Source organism: Rubritalea tangerina (genome assembly GCF_042683245.1).
Lineage (GTDB): Bacteria > Verrucomicrobiota > Verrucomicrobiia > Verrucomicrobiales > Akkermansiaceae > Rubritalea > Rubritalea tangerina.
This window is the reverse complement of the sequence record NZ_JBHUJB010000020.1, coordinates 70963-95874: the sequence shown is the minus strand read 5'-3', so window position 1 is coordinate 95874 and position 24912 is coordinate 70963. Positions and strand designations below refer to the sequence as shown.

At 51.4% G+C, this 24912-nt stretch carries 25 protein-coding genes and 1 pseudogene; 17 read left to right on the top strand and 9 right to left on the bottom strand.

Annotation, left to right across the window (positions count from 1 at the left end):
* Positions 1-122: 122 nt before the first annotated feature.
* Positions 123-917, bottom strand: a complete 795-nt coding sequence (locus ACFSW8_RS04255; RefSeq protein WP_377088871.1) for a hypothetical protein — start codon at positions 915-917, stop codon at positions 123-125.
* A 103-nt stretch (positions 918-1020) separates the two neighbouring features.
* On the opposite strand from ACFSW8_RS04255, the gene ACFSW8_RS04250 reads away from it, so the two are divergent.
* The 4 genes from ACFSW8_RS04250 to ACFSW8_RS04235 all read left to right on the top strand — a co-directional run bounded on the left by ACFSW8_RS04250 (position 1021) and on the right by ACFSW8_RS04235 (position 4009).
* On the top strand, positions 1021-1410 hold the full coding sequence (locus ACFSW8_RS04250; protein ID WP_377088870.1) for a BlaI/MecI/CopY family transcriptional regulator: 390 nt from the start codon (positions 1021-1023) through the stop codon (positions 1408-1410).
* A gap of 7 nt (positions 1411-1417) precedes the next feature.
* Positions 1418-2413: a M56 family metallopeptidase gene (locus tag ACFSW8_RS04245; protein ID WP_377088869.1), complete on the top strand. Its 996-nt coding sequence runs from the start codon at positions 1418-1420 to the stop codon at positions 2411-2413.
* An 81-nt stretch (positions 2414-2494) separates the two neighbouring features.
* Positions 2495-3623, top strand: a protein-coding gene (gene prfB, locus ACFSW8_RS04240) for a peptide chain release factor 2 (RefSeq protein ID WP_377088868.1) whose coding sequence is annotated in 2 segments (ribosomal slippage) — positions 2495-2572 and positions 2574-3623 — 1128 coding nt in all. Because the reading frame shifts where the segments join, the coding sequence is not laid out codon by codon here.
* 38 nt (positions 3624-3661) lie between these two features.
* A complete protein-coding gene (locus ACFSW8_RS04235; protein WP_377088867.1) occupies positions 3662-4009 on the top strand; it encodes a histidine triad nucleotide-binding protein in 348 nt (115 codons plus the stop codon).
* Positions 4010-4062: 53 nt separating this feature from the next.
* Here the strand turns inward: ACFSW8_RS04235 and glpK are convergent.
* A pseudogene (gene glpK / locus ACFSW8_RS04230) lies at positions 4063-5539 on the bottom strand (glycerol kinase GlpK).
* A gap of 142 nt (positions 5540-5681) precedes the next feature.
* Here glpK and ACFSW8_RS04225 point away from each other — a divergent pair.
* The 3 genes from ACFSW8_RS04225 (at position 5682) to pyk (ending at position 9349) form a co-directional block, all read left to right on the top strand.
* Positions 5682-6422 carry an isoprenyl transferase gene (locus tag ACFSW8_RS04225; RefSeq protein ID WP_377088866.1) on the top strand — a complete coding sequence of 247 codons (741 nt, stop codon included), beginning with the start codon at positions 5682-5684 and terminating at the stop codon, positions 6420-6422.
* 48 nt (positions 6423-6470) lie between these two features.
* Positions 6471-7823, top strand: a complete 1353-nt coding sequence (locus ACFSW8_RS04220; RefSeq protein WP_377177541.1) for a sigma-54-dependent transcriptional regulator — start codon at positions 6471-6473, stop codon at positions 7821-7823.
* A gap of 125 nt (positions 7824-7948) precedes the next feature.
* A complete protein-coding gene (gene pyk / locus ACFSW8_RS04215; protein ID WP_377088865.1) occupies positions 7949-9349 on the top strand; it encodes a pyruvate kinase in 1401 nt (466 codons plus the stop codon).
* A 103-nt stretch (positions 9350-9452) separates the two neighbouring features.
* Here the strand turns inward: pyk and ACFSW8_RS04210 are convergent, their stop codons facing one another.
* On the bottom strand, positions 9453-10046 hold the full coding sequence (locus ACFSW8_RS04210; RefSeq protein WP_377177539.1) for a trimeric intracellular cation channel family protein: 594 nt from the start codon (positions 10044-10046) through the stop codon (positions 9453-9455).
* Between the two features lie 23 nt (positions 10047-10069).
* Positions 10070-12181: a glycosyltransferase gene (locus tag ACFSW8_RS04205; RefSeq protein ID WP_377177537.1), complete on the bottom strand. Its 2112-nt coding sequence runs from the start codon at positions 12179-12181 to the stop codon at positions 10070-10072.
* A 63-nt stretch (positions 12182-12244) separates the two neighbouring features.
* Here ACFSW8_RS04205 and queA point away from each other — a divergent pair, with 63 nt between their 5' ends.
* Positions 12245-13225, top strand: coding sequence for a tRNA preQ1(34) S-adenosylmethionine ribosyltransferase-isomerase QueA (queA, locus tag ACFSW8_RS04200; RefSeq protein ID WP_377091439.1), 981 nt, complete (start codon positions 12245-12247; stop codon positions 13223-13225).
* On the opposite strand, the gene ACFSW8_RS04195 is transcribed toward queA, so the two are convergent.
* From ACFSW8_RS04195 to ACFSW8_RS04175, 5 genes are all read right to left on the bottom strand, one after another.
* Positions 13222-13881, bottom strand: coding sequence for a lipoprotein intramolecular transacylase Lit (locus tag ACFSW8_RS04195; protein ID WP_377088862.1), 660 nt, complete (start codon positions 13879-13881; stop codon positions 13222-13224). The two genes, queA and ACFSW8_RS04195, sit on opposite strands and share 4 nt — an antisense overlap.
* 6 nt (positions 13882-13887) lie before the next feature.
* Positions 13888-15021, bottom strand: a complete 1134-nt coding sequence (locus ACFSW8_RS04190; RefSeq protein ID WP_377088861.1) for an ABC transporter permease family protein — start codon at positions 15019-15021, stop codon at positions 13888-13890.
* On the bottom strand, positions 14960-15619 hold the full coding sequence (locus ACFSW8_RS04185; RefSeq protein ID WP_377088860.1) for an ATP-binding cassette domain-containing protein: 660 nt from the start codon (positions 15617-15619) through the stop codon (positions 14960-14962). The genes ACFSW8_RS04190 and ACFSW8_RS04185 overlap by 62 nt, the downstream gene beginning before the upstream one ends.
* A 15-nt stretch (positions 15620-15634) precedes the next feature.
* Positions 15635-16870 (bottom strand): hypothetical protein, encoded by a 1236-nt coding sequence (locus ACFSW8_RS04180; protein ID WP_377177535.1) that lies wholly within the window; start codon positions 16868-16870, stop codon positions 15635-15637.
* A gap of 82 nt (positions 16871-16952) precedes the next feature.
* Complete coding sequence (locus ACFSW8_RS04175) at positions 16953-18290, bottom strand: hypothetical protein (RefSeq protein ID WP_377177533.1); 1338 nt, start codon at positions 18288-18290, stop codon at positions 16953-16955.
* Between the two features lie 284 nt (positions 18291-18574).
* Between ACFSW8_RS04175 and ACFSW8_RS04170 the strand changes: the two genes are divergently transcribed.
* The 9 genes from ACFSW8_RS04170 to ACFSW8_RS04130 all read left to right on the top strand — a co-directional run bounded on the left by ACFSW8_RS04170 (position 18575) and on the right by ACFSW8_RS04130 (position 24829).
* The gene (locus ACFSW8_RS04170) at positions 18575-19450 is read left to right on the top strand and encodes a hypothetical protein (RefSeq protein WP_377088857.1); all 876 of its coding nucleotides are present in this window, start codon (positions 18575-18577) and stop codon (positions 19448-19450) included.
* Positions 19451-19472: 22 nt separating this feature from the next.
* The gene (locus ACFSW8_RS04165; RefSeq protein WP_377088856.1) at positions 19473-20234 is read left to right on the top strand and encodes a hypothetical protein; all 762 of its coding nucleotides are present in this window, start codon (positions 19473-19475) and stop codon (positions 20232-20234) included.
* An 86-nt stretch (positions 20235-20320) separates the two neighbouring features.
* On the top strand, positions 20321-20977 hold the full coding sequence (locus ACFSW8_RS04160; protein WP_377088855.1) for a phosphoribosylanthranilate isomerase: 657 nt from the start codon (positions 20321-20323) through the stop codon (positions 20975-20977).
* A gap of 101 nt (positions 20978-21078) precedes the next feature.
* Positions 21079-21579: a hypothetical protein gene (locus ACFSW8_RS04155; protein ID WP_377088854.1), complete on the top strand. Its 501-nt coding sequence runs from the start codon at positions 21079-21081 to the stop codon at positions 21577-21579.
* 99 nt (positions 21580-21678) lie between these two features.
* The gene (locus ACFSW8_RS04150; RefSeq protein ID WP_377088852.1) at positions 21679-22356 is read left to right on the top strand and encodes a metal ABC transporter ATP-binding protein; all 678 of its coding nucleotides are present in this window, start codon (positions 21679-21681) and stop codon (positions 22354-22356) included.
* A 3-nt stretch (positions 22357-22359) separates the two neighbouring features.
* A complete protein-coding gene (locus ACFSW8_RS04145) occupies positions 22360-23196 on the top strand; it encodes a metal ABC transporter permease (RefSeq protein WP_377088851.1) in 837 nt (278 codons plus the stop codon).
* A gap of 3 nt (positions 23197-23199) precedes the next feature.
* Complete coding sequence (crcB, locus tag ACFSW8_RS04140) at positions 23200-23580, top strand: fluoride efflux transporter CrcB (RefSeq protein ID WP_377088850.1); 381 nt, start codon at positions 23200-23202, stop codon at positions 23578-23580.
* 12 nt (positions 23581-23592) lie between these two features.
* Positions 23593-23988: a BUD32 family EKC/KEOPS complex subunit gene (locus ACFSW8_RS04135; RefSeq protein WP_377088849.1), complete on the top strand. Its 396-nt coding sequence runs from the start codon at positions 23593-23595 to the stop codon at positions 23986-23988.
* Positions 23989-24013: 25 nt separating this feature from the next.
* Positions 24014-24829, top strand: a complete 816-nt coding sequence (locus tag ACFSW8_RS04130; protein WP_377177531.1) for a PP2C family protein-serine/threonine phosphatase — start codon at positions 24014-24016, stop codon at positions 24827-24829.
* Positions 24830-24912 lie beyond the last annotated feature (83 nt).

Below are 24912 nucleotides of genomic sequence, written 5' to 3'. Positions count from 1 at the left end.
ACATACCAAGCATGCCGACTGACTCACCTTTGCAAGCTTTTTATTTACTTATTTTCAATCAGTTACGCTTAAGTGAACGCGCATGGGCACACACACACACACGAAATCTTTTAGCAAGCCTACTATCGCGCCTTGATCAGTGGAGCTTCAGCAAATGCCTTCGCATCCGTCCTCGCAGCTTTCTCAGCCTGACTCCAACGCCAAGGGGATACACCCTTCTCAGTATACACAGCCATCCCTATCACCCCGACATTGCGTGTCGTCCCATGCTTCAAGTTACTATAACTCTGTGAGACACTTGAAAACTTAAAGGCCGCCACTGCATCCTCACTCGTCCTGAATCCCTTCACTACAAGCGTCTTTCCAGCATCGATGACATACCCACGCTTCTTCACCGACGCAGGCTTGCCATCCATCACATCCAAACCATCCACACTCATCACTAACTCCAAACGTGAGTGACAACGGTTCTTCACAACAATGCTATAACTCGCTTTGTCCTTCCCCACTACATAGCGCCTCCCTCCGGAATGCACATTCTTCGCATAACCCCAACCTGTCTTCACCCCCCACTCAACTAACCCTCCCGCTGCCGTCTGCATCCCAGAACCAGTATAACGCCAACCCTGGCTCATCGCCTCCACTCCCTCCTTATTATTATAATAGATCACTTCCATCGCCTTCGGCTTCGTAGATGCCCGCTCAAAACTTCCATAACGAATCTTCGAGTCCACCTGTTCCCCCCAACCCGTCCCCAATCCCGGCCTCTGTCTCGCCAACTCAACCTCCTGCTTCACCGGCATCGGCGCCTCACTCGCTACCCCAGAATCTCCCGACCCCATCGGCGGTGCCGCACACGAAGCCAACATTGCTACTCCACCTAACAAAACAACTTTTACTGTCTCAGTAAATTTCATGAGAGCTAAAAAAACAGCACTTCAGCAAAAGGTCAATATCTTTGTGCTAAAAAATTAGCACTTTTTAATTGCAGGATTTCCAGCACCCTCATAACCTCCACTTATGAACCGATTGGAAAAAGGCCAACTTTCTCGACGCGAACGCCAAATCATGGACATAATCTATCGTCTCGGCAAAGCATCAGCTAAGGAAGTGCAAGACAATCTACCTGACCCTCCATCCTACTCGGCTGTCCGCGCTCTGCTTGCGACTCTCGAGAGTAAAGGCATGGTCACGCACGGCAAAGAATCTCGTCGGTACATCTACCAAGCTGCTATCAATGAGAAAAAGGCCCGCAAGTCAGCTATCCAAAACTTGTTAGCAACCTTCTTCGAGGGAAAACCTCAGAACCTCGTGGCAGCCCTTCTGAATGAAGATGACGACTCGCTCAGTAAGGATGAAATCGCCGAAATCCGCAAACTCGTAGAAGACAAAAACCAACCAGCCAACTAAGCCTCCCATGCAGCTGATCACCCTCAGTTTACTACTCACCCTCGCCGCTAATGCTCTCAGCTTCTGGCTTGGAAAAAAGAATCCAGCTAAGGCCTCCCTCCTCAGTGCAGGCCTCATGAGCCTCATCCTCATCGCCCCAATCCTGCTTCTTCTACCTAAATGGCAAGTATCTATCGCAAGCGACAATGTCGATAACTTACACTCCCTCGCCCCACACTCGATTAGCATTCTCCCCTTTCTATCAGTTTGGGCTCTCGGGCTAATTATCTTGCTCATGCGCCACATCAAGCAATGGCGAACACTCTCACATTGGCTAACTCAAGCAACTCCCGGCGATGAACCAAAATGGCAACTGATTCTCGCGCGTTGCTCTAAACAACTCGACATCACAAACCCACCATCTCTCGTCTTTTCCACTCAAGTAAGCTCCCCTATTGTCACAGGCCCGCTCAAACCCACCATCCTCCTCCCCACGCATGCGCGCACTTGGGATCCCGCCACCCTCGAAATGGTCTTGCTCCACGAAATGAGCCATATCAAAAGACATGACCTGTGGATCACTCAGATTGCACAAATCACATGCATCCTCCACTGGATGAACCCCTTGATCTGGATCCTCAAAAAACGATTGCGCCACCAAACTGAATTCGCTGTCGACGCCTCCGTCATCGCGCGTGGTGCTGATGCTAAATCCTATATCAACGCCCTCTGTAACGTTGCAGAAAGCATCTCCAATAACAAATCGCTTCCCGTACCCGCTCTCGCCATGGCTGACCAAGCCTCGCTTAAAAATCGAGTACACCGACTCCTGAATAATCAGAAAGCCCCCAGTTCCTTGCTCGTCATCTCCCTCCTCGCACTCAGCGTCTGTTCCACCTTCGCTCTATCTATCATCAGACCTCAGCAATCACTGCCTAATCCGACAAATCAGTCCGATGCTAATCACCACTCAGCACAAGAAATCCAATGGCGCCACACCGCCAATCCCTTCCCCGCTGACTGAGGCCCTGTAGCCGCTGCCCATTTCAAGATTTTCCCAGCTATTGTGATTGAAATGTCTCAGACCCCGTAGCACAAACAGGACATGTCTGAACCATATAACGCTGACCTCCTGGCGGTCGACACGGACTCTATCCAGAGCCGTCTGTCCACACTCAGGAGGTACCTTTGACATCCCCGCTCTCACCAAATCACTCGAAGAATATGATGCCAAAATGACCGAAGGCTCATTCTGGGATGACGCCTCCAAAGCTCAAGAAATTGTCGCACTAGCGAATGGTATCAAACGTAAACTCAATCCCTTCCTCGCTCTCGAACAACGCCTCGAGGACCTCACCGAACTCATCTCCCTCGCCAAAGAATACGAAGACGCCGACTCCGCTCAAGAAGCCGCAGATGAGTTTAACGCTATCAATAAAGAACTAGATTCCTTTGAACTTATCACGTTGTTAGATAAACCTAATGACCCATCTAGTTGCTACCTAACAATTAACTCCGGGGCCGGTGGCACCGAAGCCTGCGACTGGGCCGCCATGCTCCTGCGCATGTACTCGCGCTGGTCTGAAAGCAAAGACTACACAGTCACTTCCGTTGATTATACCGAGGGCGATGGCGCTGGCATCTCCAGCGCTACAATCAAAGTCGAAGGTGAATACGCATACGGCTACCTGAAAAATGAACGTGGTGTCCACAGACTTGTTAGAATTTCACCCTTTGATTCCGCTGGTAAACGACACACCTCATTCACCTCTGTCGATGTCACACCTGAAATGAATACCAGTATCGAAATCGACGTCAACCCCGCCGATATCGATATCCAGACTGCTCGCTCAGGCGGCGCTGGCGGACAGAATGTCAATAAGGTAGAAACCGCTGTCATCCTTAAACACAAACCTACGGGCATTATCATCCGTTGTACCCAAGAACGCTCACAACTGCGCAACCGAGAACTCGCACTCGAACTCCTCAAAGCCAAACTCTACCAAATCGAGGAGGATAAACAAAAGGCGGAGTCTGACCGAGATTACTCAGAAAAAGGCGACATCGGCTGGGGTAACCAAATCCGCTCCTATGTATTCCAACCCTACCAAATGGTCAAAGACCTCAGAACAGGCGAAGAAACCGCTAATATCAGCGCCGTGATGGATGGAGATATTGACGCATTCATCGAAGCCAAACTCAAAGGAAAGAAAAAAGGAGATAAAGATAGCTAATCCCCACACAACTCCCCCCACCTAACCCCATTACCACTATGAGCGATAAAACCATCTTTGAAATGATCATCGATCGTGAAATCCCAGCCGATATCGTCCACGAAGACGATCTCTGCATCTGCTTTCGCGACATCAACCCACAAGCGCCCATCCACCTCCTAGTTGTTCCTAAAAAACGTATTGTTAGAATTGCTGAAGCTTCACCCGAAGACCAAGCAACACTCGGACACCTCCTGCTCACCGCAAAACTTGTGGCTGAAAAGGAAGGCTTCGCAAAGGATGGCTTCCGCACGGTCTTTAACAATGGCCCAAACGGCGGCGAAGAAGTCCCTCACCTTCACCTTCACGTCCTCGCCGGACGTCAGATGCTCTGGCCTCCAGGCTAGCGCCAGCGACTCTAGTGTGGTGTCAGCCTAGTCCATTGCGAGAGTGTGACCACTCACATGCCTGACTCACTCATCGCCATACGCACTGCCTTATCCCATTCCGCGCGGCGCCCCTTCCTCCAGCTACTACCCTTCTGTGGGCTGAAACGCTTTTCTTCACGCCAAGCAGCAGCTAGAGCTTCCCTAGATTCCCAAAAACCTACACCTAAGCCAGCCAGAGCTGCTGCTCCAAATGCGGTGGTCTCCGTGATTTCAGGTCTAACAAGATCGCAGCCCATCAAATCTGCTTGCACTTGCATCAACAAGTCACTCGCCGTAGCCCCACCATCCACACGCAGTTCAGATATCTCACGACTCGCATCTCCTTGCATGCACTCGAGCAATTCTACCGACTGAAAACTCACCGCCTCAATCGCGGCCCGACAAATATGCGCCTTCGTCGTCCCCCTGCTTAAACCTGTGATCAAACCTCGCGCAAAAGGGTCCCAATGCGGAGCACCTAACCCCGATAATGCTGGCACGATCACCACCCCTCCTGAATCCGGTACCGACTGTGCTAACGCATCGAATTCCTGCACCGTATCAAAAAGCTGTAAACCATCGCGTAGCCACTGAAACAATGAACCCGCGATGAAAACCGACCCCTCTAGACAATACTCGCGCTTCCCCCCCCCGCTGCAGCGCTATCGTGCTCAAAAGCTGATTCTGCGACCGCACCACCCGATCCCCAGTGTGCAATAACATAAAACATCCCGTACCATATGTGTTCTTTGCCATTCCCGGAGCATAACAAGCCTGACCAAATAACGCCGCCTGCTGATCTCCCGCCATGCCAGATATCGGTACCCCCCTCCACTCTCCTACCACTTCGGTACAATCCACGATCCTGGGTAACACACCCCGCGGCACACCAAATTTACCTAACAAAATGTCATCCCACTCACCCGTGTGAATATTGCATAATAACGTGCGGCTGGCATTGGTCGCGTCAGTCACATGCACTTTGCCCTCCGTTAGTTTATACACCAACCAACTATCGATCGTGCCCATACACAGCTCACCCGCCTCTGCACGTTCTCTAGCACCCTCCACATGGTCGAGTAACCATTGTACTTTGCTAGCCGAAAAATAGGGATCTAACCTCAAACCTGTGAGTGCTGACACCGCCGGCTCCAGACCAGCATCACGCATCTGCCTGCACAGGTCTGCTGTCCTCCGATCCTGCCAAACGATGGCATTTGCCACCGGTTCTCCAGTCCTCCTATCCCATAGCAACACCGTCTCACGCTGATTAGTAATACCAATACCTGCCACATCTTTCTCTGTCACACCCACCTTCTCCATCACCTCCAACATCGTCTTAAGTTGGGTCTCCCAGATCTCAACGGCATCGTGCTCTACCCAACCCGACTCAGGAAAATATTGCCTAAACTCATACTGACTCGTTGCCACGGCCACCCCGTTCTCATCAAACAAGATGGAGCGTGAACTCGTCGTCCCTTGGTCCAGCGAAAGTATAAATCTAGCCATACCAATCACTCTATGAAACCGCCTAACAACAAGGCAAGCACGACCTTTCCCATATTCTGATCCCAGCACAGCCCCCCTCCATCTCACCGCCTCACACAGCACTTGCATTCTCCCCTGCTCTGGTGCAAAAACATCTTCCCGCATGACAAGCTCTACCCATACCAACACCGATAGCACAGAGAACCTCAGCGCCCCTGAGCATATCGCCATCATCATGGACGGTAATGGTAGATGGGCGAAACAACGCGGCCTCCCGCGCATCGCAGGTCATCGTGCCGGCGCCGAATCCGTCCGCCGCACCGTAGAGGCATGCAAAAATCTCGGCGTCAAATACCTCACTCTCTACGCCTTTTCATCAGAAAACTGGAAACGCCCAGACTCCGAAGTAAAGGCCCTCATGCAACTCCTTGAACGCTTCCTTAAAGAAAAAACCAAGGAGATGCAGAAACAAAACGTCCGACTCAATGCCATCGGCCGTATCGATATGCTCCCCCAAAAGACTCGTAAAGAACTCGAAAAAGCCATCACAACCACTGCCGATAACACAGCACTCACGCTCAACCTCGCACTCTCCTACGGAGCCCGTGAAGAAATCGTCGATGCCACCAAAGCTATCGCTAAAAAAGTCGCAGCTGGTACACTCGAAATCTCTGAGATCGATAACTCCACCCTCTCCAACCACCTCTACACAGCAAACCAACCCGACCCCGACCTCCTCATCCGCACCTCCGGTGAATTGAGACTCTCTAACTTCTTGCTTTGGCAGCTGAGTTATTCAGAAATAGTCATCCTCGATAAATTCTGGCCCGAATTCACGGAGACGGACCTCTACGATGCTGTCACACATTTCCATCGTCGTCACCGCAGGTTTGGCGCTATTTAGCGACACGCACCTCTGTACACCTTTAACTTGGTGCTCCCACACGACACTATGACTGACACAGCCGAACGCACCCTACTCCTCGTCGACGCCGACCACGACTACCTCGACTGGGCGACCAAGCACCTCGACGCCGACGGCATCCGTATTCTGCGCTGCGATAACGCCGCCAATGCTCTCAAAGTGTGCGAAAAAACAACCGTCGACCTCGTCATCGCCGACATCGCCCTCCAGCCCATCGATGGCATCGAGTTACTCGGCCAACTCAAAGCCTCCTACCCAGACATCATCGTCATCATCACCGCTGGCTTCCCGGGTACCGCACAAATCATTAAGGCCACCCAACAAGGTGCCCACGATATCCTTAGAAAAGAATCTCTCGTCTTCGAACTACGTAGCGTCGTCGAAAGCGCCTGGCAAATCATCGAAGGACGCCGCACCGCTGGCGAACATAAACAAAAAATGCCAGAACCCGGTGGCCGTCTCCAAGTCATCGGCGTCTCCAGAGCCTTCCAAGATGTCTTCAAAACCGTCGGCCGAGTCGCCCGCACCGATGCTCCCGTTCTCATCTACGGTGAAAGCGGAACCGGTAAAGAACTCGTCGCCAATGCCGTCCACGAATACAGCCCACGCAGAAAAAATGAAATGGTCGCCCTCAACTGTGGCGCCATCCCCGAAAACCTCCTAGAAAGCGAACTCTTCGGCCACGAAAAAGGCTCCTTCACTGGCGCCGCTTCAAAACGCGCCGGACGCTTTGAACAATGTGATGGTGGTACCCTCTTTCTCGACGAAATCGGTGACATGCCACTCCCCGTTCAGGTCAAACTTCTCCGCGTACTCCAAGAAGGCACCTTCTCACGTGTCGGTGGTAATGAAGTCCTCAGTAGCGATGTTAGAATTGTCGCCGCTACCAACAAAGACCTCGCTCAAGAAGTCCGTGAAGGCCGCTTCAGGGAAGACCTCTACTACCGCCTCAATGTCGTTGAACTGCGCCTCCCACCACTCCGCGAACGCATCGAAGATATCCCACTCCTCGCCGAATTCTTCCTCAGAAAAATTACAAAAAAGAACGGCATGGCGCGCCTCAGACTCTCAGGTGAAGCCATCACCGTCCTCCAAGAACACAAGTGGCCAGGAAATGTGCGCGAGCTCGAAAATACGATGGCTCGCGCCACAGCTCTCGCCACCTCAGATGTCCTCCTCGCTGACGATATCCCCATCGGTGTATCCCTGCGCTCAGACAGTGAGATCAACCAACTCTTCGGCAAACTCTTCAACTTCGCTGAAGAAAACCCCGACATCAACCTCTACGAGGAATTCCTGCGCTACAGCTTGAAACGCAGCGCCGATGACACTGACATTGCCGCAAAATTACTAGGAATCGACGAATTCCCTAAAAACTAGTCCACCCAGCGCGAACTATCTCAACCCGAGGCTTGCCACCTCATAAAAAAGAATTACCATCGCGCCCTCTCGGCAAGAAAACCACAGTCACACCCAACACAGTGCCTGTATAGAAATTCACCACCATGTTCCGAAAAACAAGTATCATCTCCACACTCGGTCCAGCTACCTTCTCCTACGAAGCGATCTCCGACCTCATCGATGCAGGCGTTAACGTCTTCCGCATGAATATGAGCCACGCCCAGCACGATAAGTGCCGCGAACTCGTTCAGTGGATCCGCGAAATCTCCGAAAATAAAAATAAGCACACCGCTATCCTTTTCGACCTTCAAGGCCCATCCATCCGTACGGGTGACCTCGAAGCTCCTTATGAACTCAATACTGGCGACAAATTCGAAATCCGCCGCCAGTCAGCCGACGCAACCATCCCATTCTCTACCACCGTCAACTACGAAGGTATGATGGATGACGTAGAAGCGGGTGCCACTCTCGTTGTCGATAACGGTACCATGCTCATGCGTATCGAAGAAAAACACGATGACCGCCTCATCTGTGAAGTCCTCACTCCAGGCTCTATCGGTAACCGCCGCCACATCAACCTGCCAGGCACTCGCCTCAACCTCCCAGCACTCACAGAAAAAGATCACAAAGACCTCGCCCTCGCTGTAGAATGCGGCGCGGACTACATCGCCGGATCCTTCGTCCGCGATGCCGCACACGTCGTTGAACTGCGCTCCGAAATGGAAAAACTCGGCGGCTCTGCCGACATCGTCTCCAAAATCGAAGATCAAGAGGCTATCAAAAATATCGACGACATCATCCTCGCTTCCGATATCATCATGATCGCGCGCGGTGACCTAGGTATCGAAGTCCACGTCGAAGAACTTCCAATCATCCAACGTCGCATCACCAAACGCTGCCACGCACTCGGCCGACGCGTGATCGTCGCCACTCACATGTTGGAGTCCATGATCACTAACCCAACTCCTACACGCGCAGAAGTCACCGACGTCTCTAACGCTGTGTTCGAAGAAGCCGATGCAATCATGCTCTCTGGCGAAACCGCTACCGGCGATTACCCAACGCGCTGCGTCGAAACATTCGATCGCATCGCTCGCCGTATCGAACAATCCGGCTCTATCGGCAACGGTGCCCTCGCAGAACTCGAGACCGATAAACAAAAGGTCATCCTCGCTGCAACCAAACTCGTAGACTCACTCCCAAATGCGGAACTTGTGGTCTTCACTCGCCGCGGCGTAATGGCCGTTCAGGCCGCACTCTTGCGCCCGAACGCCCCCATCCACGCCTTCGCTCCGGATGCTGCAACCTGCCGCCGCCTTGCTCTCGGCCGTGGTATCGAGCCATACACACTTCCATTCTCAGATGCCCCTATCGAGACAATCAACAGCGCTGTCGATTACTTGAAGGAAAATAACTCCATCAAGCCTGGCACACCACTGGTTGTCCTCTCTGACACCCTCAATAAGGATAAAAAGCTCGACTCCATCTTGGTGATCTACGCCTAATCCACCACTCACAAGCTGGCTGATTAGCTAAAATCTAATCAGCCGCCTAACACTTATTTCTAACTCCACTTAGCTTCCCAGCTGAGTGGAGTTTTTTTCCTCTTTATGCCTTAGACGCATTGATTGCATAGCGGATCGCTAACAGACGCACCACCGCAGCCATCAATGCTGACCCAACCAAAGATACAGAAGGCTCCACCCCCAGCTCATCCATCAACAACATACAACCTGCACCTAATAAAGCGGCAGTCGCGTAAATCTCCCTGCGAAATATCAAAGGAACTTCATTGCGGATCACATCCCGAATGACCCCACCAAAGGTCGCACTCACCATCCCCATCCCCATACACGCCCACCAGTCCAAACCATGGGCTGCTGCTGCCCTCGCCCCAACACACGCAAATAGACCAATACCTAACGCATCCACTATGCTCACAATCCGACTGTAACTCTCCCACCACTTCCCAAAGAGCACCGCCACCGGCACAGCAAGCACTGCCACAATCACATAATCCGGGGTCGTGAAAATCACGGGCGGCACATCACCTAATAAAATCGATCGCAACAATCCCCCACCCGTGCCTGTGATCAAGGCCATCACAAAGACACCTAGATAGTCCATATCTAACTGACGTCCAGCTATCGCTCCTGAAACACAAAAAATAAACGTCCCTATTATGTCCCAAAGGTATATCACTGCCTTGTCTCTTTTTATACTTCTTATCGGCCCCGCAAACAAATCGCTTGAACCTCTCGCTCTAAAGTAAATGCATGTTTCAGCTCAGAACTCAACCGAATCCGACAAAAGCTCTTTCCCTCCCCCCACCATTCTTCAACGACTAACAAGCGGCTCCCAGCCCTCTCTAGATCCCACCCTTCATAGTCACCACAATCTAACCACCCTTCGTTCCTAAGTAACTCCACACACTTCGCACGTCGTTTCGCATCCACATAAAACTCGCGCACACCCCCCTCTTTCTCTTTTTTCGTCTTACCGCTAAACCTTCTAAACAAACGTCCCCACTGACCCGCATAGTGCATCCTAGCCGCGGCTCGTAACCATGGCTGCATCACTTCAGCCAAGCCAAGCTTCAATCTTGCTCGTATATCACGAAACCTTCTATCAAGCAGACGACTCGGCATCACTCTCGCCCAAAACATCTGATACGCCGCCCCCCCGCTAGGCCCGTGATAAATCACTGTTCCATCAGTCACTCCTGAGGCTGCTCCAACATAAACGCTCCCCTCCCACCTAATTCCATGCGCACCAAACTTCTCTGGGTGGTCTTTAATTAACAAAGCCTCAGCGCGACCATACCCCCATTGCTGCTTCAAATAACGACCTACAGTCGTCCGGCGCCGATGCCACACAAAGCTCGCTCCGTGAAAACCAATCTTGAAACCCGCCGCTCTCAGCCTCCAACAAAAATCAACATCATCTCCCGCCGTCCTGTATTGTGCTCTGAATCCACCAATAGCATCAAAAGCCGCGCGCGATACACTCAGGTGACAGCCTGGGATATGCTCAGCCTCCACATCATCTATCATTACATGACTCGGCGCCCCCGGAGCACTGATCACTACAGCCTCATCCTCGCCCATGGGAGGCGGTGGAATATTCGGCCCTCCGCATGCAGCCCATTCACCTCTCGAATACCCTTTAGCCAGCCAGAATAAATAGTCGGCATCAACCTCACAGTCGTCATCGATATACGACAAAATTTCCCCTCGTGCAGCCTCTGCACCTAAATTGCGAGCCACACTCAGCCCCCCATGCGCAGCCTCAACAACACGCACACCATCGCATTCCGCTAGCAACTCTCGAGTCCCATCAGTGGAACCATCATCCACTACGATAACCTCATACTTAGGGTAATTGAGGTTCTCTAGCGACGCGATAGCAGCCCCTATCCTCCCTACTCCATTATAAACACAAATAATCACCGAAACCATTGGCATCGGAAAATCAAAAGCCGACGCAGCTTCCAGCACCGAATAAGCAGGTTTTTCCTCCCCCTTAGCGCGAACCAACCCAAAAGCCCAATCCTCCACCAATGCCCCCCCATTCAACCAAAGGTCAGACCAACTGAAACATGTCCACCCAGCCATCCCCTCATGCTGAGCCCCACTCAAGCCCCATGCTAAAATTTCTCTCTGCCCCTCCTCTCCCAAACTGAGCGAGTCACCACCAAATTCAGACACCAACACAGGCCTATCCCCAGCAATATGATGCAAGCGCTTGAGATAGCCTCGATATGCCCCTTCATCTTCCAAATAAATGTTCATTGCCGTGAAATCGGCATTTCTGGGCTCCAAATATTCCGAACTCGGATAACTCGCATATGCCACAAGCAAGCGCGGCTCCGCCACTTTCACCAATTCTATGATCTCTTCTATCCCTGCCCGAGCCTGCTCCACACCTACCCACCTCGCGATATCTGACCGGATTTCATTCGCCACAAAACATCCTGCCACTGCTGCATGCCCCCCCCACTGAGCCAATTGATCCAATACCTCCCGCTTCGTATTCTCCCAAAAACCCGACCCACCACTCCCAAGAAACACTCTCTCCCATTCCCAGGACAATCCCACTAGCACAATCAATCCATACTCCAAAGCCGCATCCAATAACTCCTCAGATGGCGCATCGTAAACCCGAATCCCATCCCAACCACTCGCCGCCACCCGTTTCAATTCCTCACAATGGTCAATCGCCCCGTCGGGAAATGGTCCATAACTCACCAATCGCAGAAAACAACGTTCACCATCTATGGTAAAAAATTTTCCGTCCACCCCTAGGCGTTGAGTTTCTTCCCTAAGCACAATGCTCACACTAATCCCCAGCCCTCGCACTTCAATGTTGAATCTTCACTAATTCTAGGTTCAAACCAAGCCATGAGCTTACGTACTGACGATTTCGACTTCCACCTACCAGAGGAACTCATCGCTAGCCGCCCACTCGAAAATCGTGTCGGCTCCCGCATGCTCGTCATCCACCGCGATTCAGGGAAAATCGAACACCGCATGTTCGCCGACATCCATGACTACTTCGACTCCGATGACCTCCTCGTCCTCAATAACACCAAAGTCATCCCTGCCCGCGTCTTTTCTAACGATCAATCAATCGAACTCGTCGTTACCGATCGCCCCTCACCCACACTCTGGGAATGCCTCGTGCGCCCTGGTAAGAAAATGAAAGTCGGCCGCACCGTCCAAGTCGCAGACGCGACAGGCACTGTCATTGAAATACTCCCCAATGGTAACCGTCTCATCGAGTGGGACCAATTTGTCGACGTCCACGAACACGGATCTCTCGCACTCCCCCACTATATGGGACGCGATAGCGATCAAGAGGATCTCGACCGCTACCAAACTGTCTTCGCCGAAGAAGAAGGCGCCATTGCAGCCCCGACCGCAGGCCTCCATTTCACCCCTGAAGTCCTCGAAAAAATCAACCACACCTTCCTTACCCTCCATGTCGGCATCGGCACATTCCGCCCAGTTAAGGCGGAGAAAATCGAAGACCACGACATGCATTCCGAACGCTTCTACCTCTCCCAAGAAGCTGCCAGCCACATCAATAAGGCCAAGCGTGTCACCGCTGTCGGCACCACCTGCACACGTGTACTCGAAAGCCTCGGCCGCACATCTCACACCCTCCAAGAATCCAAAGGCGAAACCGACATTTTCATCTATCCAGGCTTCGAATTCTCTGTCGTAGATCGACTCCTCACCAACTTCCACCTCCCCAAAAGCACCCTCATCATGCTCGTCAGCGCTTTCGCAGGGAAAGACCTCACTCTACAAGCCTATAAAGAAGCCGTTAACGAAGCCTATCGCTTCTACAGCTATGGCGATTGTATGCTCATTCTTTAATGAGAGCGCACCCTCCGCCAAATGCTCAAAATAATAAAGAGCACCAGGTAGAAAACCACACTGATCACAACCATCCAAATCATCGCCGATTTCCAAACTGAATATTGGTAAAGCTTCAAACTATAGCTGCTCCACGGCAAAATCCACGAGTCGTCTTGGAAAATCCACCAGTGAAAACTCCGAAACATACCCCGCCAGTCAATCAAAGACCATACCCCGGCCGCCCCAGCCCCCCCAACTAACCAAAGTAACGAACTCAACAATACCCGCCTAGGCCGCCTACTCAAAAAAACTCCCGCCAAACCCACTAATGCCCCCAAACCGACCACTTTGATTAGCTCTTGGAACTTCTCTTGTAAATCCTCATAGTGAGCAATCTCCCTGGGTATTAATGCCATTCCTTTCAACTCTTCCGACACCTCACTGTACGGTTTCTCCGTCCAAAGATGATAAGCAATGAGCTCACCATCCTCTTGCGCATAGTCTGATATACCCTCAGGTGCCTCAAATAAACATGACCATACCAACGGACTGGCTACCACTAACAGCGCCCCCCCTAAAATTGCCACCAACAAAGCTATCGGACTCAGCACCAGCTCCCACAAAATCCGCACTCCTCTCCTCCAACCACCTAACATGTTCACTTCACCCTTCATCTTTTCCTAATCTAACACATCACCCACCTCTTTGCGCATCGCCCAAAACACCGGAATGCAACTAATCAATACCCCTACATTAGCCGCCACAATCACCCACAGGGTCTCTTGCCCCCAAAAATAACCACTCGGATCCATTCCCTTTCCCAAATTAATTCGTAAAACCTTAAATAAACCCTCGTACCCAACAGACAGAGCATAAACGACTCCCACTGCCACTATATTCACTATCAGAATGTTCTCAAATAAAGTACGCATCCCCAAAAATACTCTAGACACTCCAAAACTCCTCATAAGCGCACTCACATACACACTCTGTCGAAACTCAAGCACCGAGAGAGTCCCATAAATAAGAGCAACTGCCCCACCTAAAGCAAAGGCCATTCCCAACCGCATCGCCCCCTGCTGCTTCTGCAAACGATCTAGCTTTTCTTTAATCGCCGCTGCGCTGCGCACCTCGACCTTGCCATACCCGTCCCGCTTGACTTGCTGCCGAATTGCCTGTGTCAACTGAGATATCGAGGGCGCCCCCGATGCTCGCTGTAAATAATACACCTTCGAATACCCCTTATCTTCTACCGCTTGTACCTGCTCTGATGGCAAGAATAAGGTGTTCCCCTGTAATAACTGAGCCGCCACATCATCTGGCTTCAATACCACTCCCCTCACAGACTCCCCTTCAAACTCTAAATCCACTAACAACCCCTCGGGCAAACTACTACTTAAGATAAAAATCGGATAACCATACCTCAAGTACTGCACCAAACCAACCATGTCATAATCATCATACGATACCACACCGTAGCGATCTCCAGTGCCACTCCGCGCAGAGGAAAGCAACTTCTTTACTGTTAGCAATTCCCCCCAATTTTTTAACTCTCTAAACCTTCCCTCCACAGCCTGTCGCCGTAGGTCATCCGGTGAAACCGTCTCCACCACCAACAAATTATCCAACCCAAATTCCTTCACCTCCATGCTCAAGCGCTCCACCTGCACAAGCATAGCCACTAAAAACACCACAGATAAAAACACCATGATGCAGGTCACCAAACTACGAGCCAATACGCTCCCAGGTTGCTCAAACCAACGCTTCCAAGTGTCTTTCCACAGGTAAGAACTTATTAAAATCCAAGATTTCATCCGCAATTTTGTCCAATCTTTGATCGTGTGTGCATATCACCGCCACACGCTCACCTTCTCTTATAAATCTCTCTAACACCTTGATGATCACCTCTGTATTCAAATCATCCAAACCTGAGGTTGGCTCATCTAGTAAAAGCACCTCAGGCTCTTTAATTAAGGCTCTCGCTATCGTAGCCCGTTGCTGCTGCCCACCAGACATAGACCCCGGTAAACGCTTCATAAACCCCTCAAGCCCTAACTCTTCCATGTAGCGGTCAACATTCTCTAACCTCTTGTGCTTCGATATCCCCGCCAATGCTCCAGCTAATTGCAAATTCCTCTCCACTGTCGCCAAGGGCAGCAAATTTAATTGCTGAAAAACAAACCCCAATGCCTCTCTCTGAAATTTCCTATTCGGGCACCGATAACCACTCACCTCCACCATCCCCTTCGTTGGCGTTAAATACCCACCTAGTAATCGCAAAAGCGTCGACTTCCCACACCCAGAGTATCCCTTAATCAAATGCACCCCAGGACCAAATGCATGACTAAAATCATCTAGCACCCAGTCTAGCTTTGCACCATATCGATAAAAAACCCCCTTGCAGCTCAACATAGTACTTACTCAGTATTAGAACTGATAGGAAATCGCCACGTCACCCAACCCTTCAGCAATCACTTTCGCCCCAGGCCATAACTCCCCCACCATCTCAGCCCAGTCCACAGAATCAGATTTACCCAATGCATAAAGTGACAAATCATACTTGGGAACGATGTAACACACTTCCGGTAATTTATAGACTAAATCTCCTCGCATCTGTGTCCCAGTAAGCCTTTTCAAGGACTCACTCTGACTCAAGGGTACCGCAAAAACATAATACCTCTCTTCCTTACGAGTGCGCTTATCTAAAATAATGCGATCGTCTTGGAATGGCATCATCGTCCGATCCCGATCCTGCAGCTGAATATACAATCGCTGCGGAGACAAATTGATCCAACTGGCATTCTTCACACGCAAATGACCATGAATCTCCGAATAATCATTTAAGGTCGCAATCGTCTCTCGCGCACCCACCGTATATTCTTGCTGCCCCTCTACATAGTCTAACTCAATACGTAACTCCCCCAAAAAGGGTGCCTCGTATACCGAACGCTCTTTCGCTTGCTCATAATTGCGCTCGTTCTTTGCAAAATCCATCTCCTGAATCCGAATCTGCCCCTTGCGTAACTTCTCATCGTACTCATCCGCCCAAGCCATCTTTTGCTCAGCCAATGACAAGGCATCCTTCGCTTCCTGAAATGAGGTATCCGTCACAGATGCGATGTCCCCCCCAAATAACTCAGCGGACATCTCCTCCATGGCTGGATTGTCCATGATCATCTCCATCAATCGCACCTTCCGCCGAGCCTCCTGTAATTCCTCCTTAGCCAACCTCTTTTTCTCAGGCAAATCGAGCTTCTCCGCTCTCATGTCTTCCAAGAGACGTTTTTCTTCCAAAATTGCTAAGCGCTCACCCTGCTCCGCCAAGGTATCCACATCCATCCTCGCAAAACGCATCCCCTTCCTGACCTCGTGCACATCCCCCTCTAACTCAAGCGTCAAAATCCCAGCAGCCTCGCTCTTAATCGCCAAGGATTGCCTAGGCTTTATGTCCACAGGTAACGTCTGTAGCGATAACTCGTTTAGTCTATCATACTTCGCCCAATCCCAAGACACCTCCACCTCCTCTATAGCAACTCCCTCTGTATCTTTCTTATCACTGTCACATGAAAAACAACCTAATGCACATGATGCGACAATCACCACACGTGACACAAATCGCCCTGTGACTAAATCATTCAAATGATATTTCAGCAAACGCTTCATTCTAAATTAAATACCCCTGTTACAGTGCGAGGCAACATACAAACACCCCCATCACTAGCAAGAACCTTTTTCCAGCCTCCAGCTACCTCTTTTTCTTCGCCTTGTTGGCAGCCTCCTCCCGCTTACGTTCTTCCTTGCGCGCCTTAGCCCGAATCAAACGCGCCTTTTGCCAACGCTGTGTCGTCTTCGTCCACCGCTCCTCATCAATCAACCAAAATGCCGTGTAGATCTCAATCTGCTTCGCCATCAAACGTACCTCCTTTTCCCTTAAGGTCCGCATCGTACGAATCGCCCGCTGAGGGTCCGCTACCAAACCACTCATCACCGCCTTGCGATACCCTTTCACCACCAGCTGAGTCTTTTCAAGCTCTTCTTCTACTTCCCGCAAAGCCTTCTTCCCTTCCAGTAATTTCCGGATTTCATCCCTGCGACGCTTGTCTTTGCGCCAGTCAGATAGTGGCTTTTCGCGCTTAATCCGATTGAGCTGCTCAGTCACGACTCCCCGTGTATCCAAACTCCAGTTCAATGACGGACCAATCCGAATCTCTGCAGGATCAAAGGCCGCACTCCCACTATCACTGTATAATGGCGGCGCAGACACATTGAAATCAGGACGAGGAAAATAGCGAATATAGGTGTCCAAAATCTGCGCATCCTCAGATATCTTCTCCAGCGCTAACAAATTGAGCTGAAGCATCCCCCACCTCCCACTATCACTAAAATCTAACTCACTCTGCTTGTATGAAATGTCCGGCAAAGAACGCACCATAAACTCTACCTTCGAATAATCGTTCATGTAGAAATCCCCCACTGCTACACGCCACTCTTCGTAACGGTCCTTCCAGCCTTCATAAGCTTCTAGATATGACTCCCTCAACTTGAGAGCATCTGCATCCTCCAAGCCAGCAACACTCTTAGTTAATTCCCCCTCTAACTGAAGAGCTCGATACTCCAACTTCAGCAATTCTTGCTTCTGAAAAAGCCGATAGAGCGCAATCACCTCCTGACGCATTGTCTGCTCAGCGGATAACTGAGATGCCATATACAGCAACTTCTTCGTGTACATCTGCTTCGGTAACTTCACTACCTCACCCAATGGCAAGTATGAATACACCCTCAGATTCACATCTTTAAATGCATCCTCAATATTCTCTAGCTCAAAAGAATCACTCACCCCCACCGTAATCAAGGGTATCAAATTCGTCCACACACGCTTTTGCTGATTCACCGCATCCTCCACCTTAAAATCAGCCTGCAATAACTGCGGGTTGTGCATGTACATCTTGTCCAAGGCCTGATTCCACCCAACTTTCAGCTCACCTCCCTGAGACTTCCCCCGCTGCTGAAAACTTAACTCGCTAAGGTATTCACTCTCAATCTCATCCCGATTCATCCGCACTCTCTCCTCAGCCGGGGTCATGACATAACAAGAATCCAGTGCCACAACGATGCACAAAGAAGACACACTTCTCATGAACATTTTGCTTACACAATATCCCTTACGCGTCATATCAGCACTCCCATAAAAAACTCAGACTCCACTAGCAATGTAAAAAACTTATACCCCCCCAATCCCCCATTGCCCCCCACTCAAACAGCACCTTCCCTAACCTGTCACCACGCTCTTTTTTACAATTTATTTTTGACATGACATAGTAAACCTCTATTTACCAATGCAATTCTATCCTAGGTTCCTTCATTATTATGACATTCCTGAAAAAACTTACCTTCGCTTCTGTGACCACAGCCACCCTCGCCCTCGTCGGCTGTGATGGTGATAGCGCCACTGCTGAAGCCCAAGAACAAGCAGCCGCCGCACCAGTCGTTAGAGGACTCGACCCTAACGAGATCGCCAATAACCCAGGCGGTACACCCGGCTTCCCATACACCCTCGGCCGCGGCGACACCATCGTATTCAACCCTGGTGCCATCGACGTGAACGCCAGTGACATCCAAGCAAACCCATTCCTCGACGAAGTCCCACTCGGCACATTTGCAGCCGAATCTTCAGGCATCGTGCGTCAAACATCCTCAGACACAGGCGCTCTGTACTTCCCGGTCAACGAAAACTCGTTCCGCCTCTTTTACGGAACCGCCACCAACGAATCTCCCTCTACGGTATCGACCCAAACCACTTCTTTCCTCGAATACAGCTTCGAACACCGCTTTGAACGCGAAGCTGACTTCGAGCCAAATATCCTCCAAATCTATAACTCATCCAGCAACCCTGGCTCACTCCAGTTCGTCCTGAATGGTGGTGGACTCACTTCAGACAGACAACGCGTCCAAGTCGAAGCCATCAGCTCATTTGGCGTTGCTGCTGTCGTCCACCCTGAAATCGGACTCGCCGTTCGCAGAGGGCGGAGTATCACCCTCGGTGCTGTCGATTCCACAAACGCCGACCTCGCCGGCCCGAACCCAGTAATCACAGGCACATACAGAATTACCGACCGCTGGCAAAATGTGACATCCGACGGACTCAGCCTCGTTGTCGATATCTTCGGCAATGACATCATCCTCAATGAGGTCGTCGAAGGCACCTTTGAGCTTCGCCTCAACAGCCTACAGCTGACTCCATAATCTAACTTTTCCTATCAAATTCATGAAATTCAAACACCTCTTTTTCGCCTTAGCCACTCTTTCCTCCGCTGTTCTCGTCAGCTGTGACGGAAGCTCATCCGAAGAGCCTAACGTAGCATCCAAAGACGCAGAAAGGGCCGAAAGTCTCCTCGCGGAGGAATTCAGCCAAGATGATAACATTAGATTTATCACCAGTGATAACACACCCGCCCAGCCAAGCCTCCTTGTCATGGATGGCAATGGTGAGGCGACTGTAGGTTTATCCACCTACATCTACTCAAAAAACGGCAAATACGGCTTCAGCATCATTCGCCGAGCTGGCGCCTCACCACAGGCAACACTCACTCAAGCTCTGGATAACACTCTCACGGATAATGGCACCAACGCACAGCTTGGCTCGAGATTACGCCTCCTCCTGCGCCGCGACAACCCAGTCTTCTCTGCTGAGGAACTCTCCGAAATCGCCGGTATCCTGAACCCATCTGGCACCCAGTTCCGCCTCAGCAGCGACGGCTCTACCCTCATCGCTACCGTGGACGAATCACGTTCCTGTATCGTCACATCCAACTTTGGTGATCAAGTACGTGGCGCCATGGCTGGCGTGTACTCCGTACAAATCAACGGTTTCACCGTTACTTATAGAGCACCAGACGCTGGTGAACTCGCACGTTACCGCTTCCTCACAGCAGACACCTGGATCCCACAAATTTCAGGAGTCTCTGTGCCAGCTCAGGTCATCGAGCAAGGCACCTTCAATATCGAACTCGTCAATAGAGCTCAGTAAGAGAGACTTTGTCCATCAAACACTTTTACAAAAACGCACCAATTTTGGTGCGTTTTTTTCTGTAACCCAATTGCTATATTCCCACAATGAACGACTTCTTTGACCCATCCTCCACCTCACTCAAAGTGTGCGGAGTGACTCAACCACACGACGCACACCAACTCATCGAAGAATCCATACCCGCCCTCGGTGTGAACTTCTGGCCAAAGTCGAAACGTTTCATCCCACCACATCAGGCAGCCAAATTCCTCAAACCTATCAAAAATAAAATCCTCCGCGTCGGCGTCTTCGTGAATGCAGACCCGAACCAGGTCCTCGATCTCCTCGAAAACGACACCATCGATGTCGCCCAATTCCATGGCGACGAATCACCCGCCTATTGCGCTCCATTTGCTGATGCCAACCACCCCTTTATCCGTGCTCTCGGAGTCAAGGACGCCACCTCTCTCACCAACCTCCTCGACTATCGCGCCACCGCCATCCTGCTCGATGCCCACGCCCCCGGTGTCTACGGCGGCACAGGTGAAGCATTCGATTGGAACCTCGCCAAAAAAGTGATCCAACAACACCCCACCCTCCCCATTCTTCTCGCCGGAGGAATCACCGCTGAAAATGCAGCACAAGCCACCGCCTCCGTCCACCCAGCCGCCCTCGACCTCGCCTCAGGCTCAGAATCCTCCCCCGGCATCAAAGACTTCAACAAAATCCGCGCCATCCAAGACGCCATCCATTCCGCCCAATAAAGCACACTATCGCAATTTCCTTGCAAACTTGCTGACACCTTTTACCAATGCACTACCCTCCACGGATAACGTAACACAATAAACTCTAACATCATTACATCGTGAAAGGTTCACCCATCATTGCCACAGCCATCACCATCGTTGTTCTACTCGGACTCTACATGGGCATGCGCACCCTCATTTTACCCGACTCCCTCGACGCCCAAGAAAAACATGCTGGCCATGATCACGATCATGACCACCCACACCCCCACCCACATCCTCACCCATCAGAAGACAATCACGGTGACCACGACGACTCCGCACTGAATACCGACTTCGAACTCTTCTTCTCCTCTATCCCTAAATCCGTCACCATTTCTCAACCGTCCACGGAAAAAGAAATCCTCAAACTCACTGACATCTCAGAACTTGAATGGAGCGGACCAGGTGTCCTTAACCTCAACGGCCACCACGTAGAACTCCAAGTCGATATCGAATGGGTCACACCTCAGGACATGAACTTTGTTCAAGTCATCGTTAACCCAGCCCAACACGCATCACGTGAAGTCACTCTCCGCAGTGACGACCACATCTCCGATATCGCCGAACTCTCTTGGTAAGTCTAACTCTAGCTTCCACCTGTCACCATCGACGCACCCCAACATTCCTGCTGTGCGCACCATCATGACCACCATGACCTGGTCATTGACAAACTCTGCGTGAACTACCGCTCAATCCCCGCCCTTAAGGATATTACACTCAATACCTCCTGCGGAAACCGTGTCGCCCTCATCGGACCAAATGGTGCCGGAAAATCCACCCTCCTTAAAGCCATCGCCGGCCTCGTCACTAAAGCCCATGGCTCTATCAGCTGGCGCGGTACTCAAATCAAAAAATGGTCTAAAGAATTCGCCTACCTCCCACAACGCGAAGAAATCGACTGGGACTTCCCCATCACCGTCCGAGGCCTCGTAGAAATGGGACGCTACCCCCAACTCGGCATGTTTAAACGCTTCGACAAATCAGATGCCCATGCCGTCGAGAATGCCCTCGATACCCTCGACCTCAATGACCTCCAAAATCGCCAAATTAAACAACTCTCCGGAGGCCAACAACAACGAGCCTTCCTCGCCCGCGCTATCGCTCAAGAAGCCCATGTCTTGTTGTTAGATGAACCCTTCACTGGACTCGATAAACCCTCGTCCGAAACCCTCAGCAGCTTGCTCGACCAACTCGCCCTCGAAGGCCGCCTCGTCATCGCATCACACCACGATCTGGCATCCGCCAAAACGCTCTTTAATCAAACCCTCCTCATCAACCAACGCTCCTTCGGCTTCGGCCCCAGTGAGGATTTGCTCAGCGAAGAAAATTTGAATGCCACCTTCGCCCACCGCTAGACCATGAGCTTCATCGACTCCGTAATTTCTAACCAATTTATGCAGAATGCACTCCTCGGTGCGGCGCTCATTGGTTTTTCAAATGGCTTCTTCAGTGGCTTCGTAAACCTGAGACGGAGCGCACTCTCGGTCTCAGCTCTCTCCCATACCATGTTACCGGGAATCGCACTCGCCATTCTCATCACCCGTGAACTCACCCAGGCCAACGCCTTTATTGGCGCCCTCTTCGCCTGCCTAGCTGTCGGCCTCGGCTCCACACTCGTAAGCCGAAACTCCCGGATCCACCAAGACACAGCACTCTCCATCATCTACACCACCGCTTTTGCTATCGGTATCGCCCTCCTACCTATCCTCCCCGTCTCCACCAGCATCCACGATTGGCTCTTTGGCAACATCATCCACATCTCCATAGAAGATCTCAATCTCGTCTTCATCGTCAGTGCTATCACACTCGTCCTTTCTAACATTTTCATGCGCCCCATGCTACTCACCCTCTTCGAGCCAAATGTGGCCGCCGCTCAGGGGGTCCCCGTCCGCAGCATGCAATACCTCAGCTTCACCCTTCTCATCTGCATGCTCGTCGCATCACTCCAAGCCGTCGGCACCATCCTATCAGTAGGTCTGCTCGTCACCCCCGCCGCCATCGTCATGCTCTACACAGATCGCACCTCGGCCATCTTCTGGGGTGGCGCCATCATCGGCTCACTCAGCTCCATTGCTGGCATCTACTTCGCCCAAATCTTAAACATCCAAGCCGGCCCCGCCATCATCGTCACTCTCGGCTCCCTCTTTCTGATCTCTTTTCTTCTCAGCCCCCGCCACGGTGTGCTAAAGAAATAGGCCATGGCTCTCAATCACTTGTTTTTGATCTTTCTCGGCGGAGGAATGGGTGCCAGCGCCCGATTCGCTTTATCCACTTGGATCAATAACCAAAACCAGAGCCCTAATACTTTCAGTTTCCCCTGGGCAATCTTCAGCTGCAACCTTATCGGATGCCTCCTCATTGGCCTTCTCTATGGCTGGCTAAAATCACACCATCCAGAGTGGATCCACCCCCTCTTCATCACCGGACTCTTCGGCGGATTCACTACCTTCTCCAGCTTTGCGCTCGACACCCAAATCTTACTCCAAAACCACGCATACCTCCTTGCAGCCTCCTACGCCATAGGCTCTATTGTCCTAGGACTACTCCTCTGCTTCATCGGCTTCACTCTCACATCCTAACTTCACATCCCCATGAGAAACCTTAAAGACGGCATCCGCTCACTCGTAAAAATCGACTTCTACGGCAACGTTCATAAATATTTCCGCGGCACCGATGCCGACAAACGCTGCGCCACAGAAGTCAAAATCCTCAAAGCACTCGAAGAACGAGGCTGCACCTACGTCCCAAAACTCATCGACTACAAACTCGAGGAAAATTACCTCGTCACCACCAACTGCGGTAGCCCCGCCCCCAATATCTCCCGCAAAAAATCCGACTCGCTCTTCCAAAAACTCGAAAAAGAATACGGCGTCCAACACGATGATCCAGAACCACGTAACGTCACCTACGACCCAAAAGAAGGTCAATTCTGCGTCATCGATTTCGAACTCGCCACCCTACTCCCCAACCCCAAAGAACAAGCGTAAGCGCACCCCTCACTCCGACCCAATCATGAGCGATTCGCCATCCCGCTTCCTCTGGTCCGCCGCCTCCACCTCAGGCTCCCGTAAAACAGAAAATGACGATTCTTTTCTCGTCTTCTCCGCAGGTGTCTCCGGTGCCACGCAACTCGATCACACCTCCGAGTCCCTCCTCGATACCGAAGACCTCGTTTTCGCCGTCTCCGATGGCATGGGCGGCGGAAATGCCGGCTACCTAGCCTCCTCCCTCATCCTGAAAGCACTCACCTTCCTCATCCCTAAAACTTTTAAAACCGCCGCCCAAGGCTTCCACCCAGATTACCTCGAACTCCTCGAAGCCCAAATTAAAGAAATCCACCACTCCATTAACGAAAAAGCCGAGTCCTCTAACGAATTTAAAGGCATGGGCGCCACACTCACGCTCGCCTGGTTCACCCCAGAAAACCTCTACGTCGCCCACGCCGGCGACTCCAGACTCTACCTCCACCGTGACGGCCAAACCCAACAAATCACCCACGACCACTCCTTCGAATGGAGGAAACTTCATCGGGGTGAAATAAATGAACGCCAATACCGTACCAGCCCCAAACGCTCCGTACTCTGCGAAGTCATCGGCGGCGGCCACCGCCGCGTGCGCCCAGATGTCGCCGCCATCCCCTACCAAAAAGGCGACCGCTTCATGCTCTGCTCAGATGGCATCATCGACGGCTGTTGGGAAAAACATATCCACAAAGCACTTAGCCAAAACACAGACTCGACAAGTGCTACCGCAGACGCTCTTATGACTCGCGCCATCGAAAATGACGGGTCGGATGATACCACCCTCATCGTTCTCGATGTTCGATGAAAAGGATTGGATGAATCTTTTTCATCAAACTTGGCACACCTATTGCTTCATGTACTGACATGAAGTGGATGGAGATACGCTCC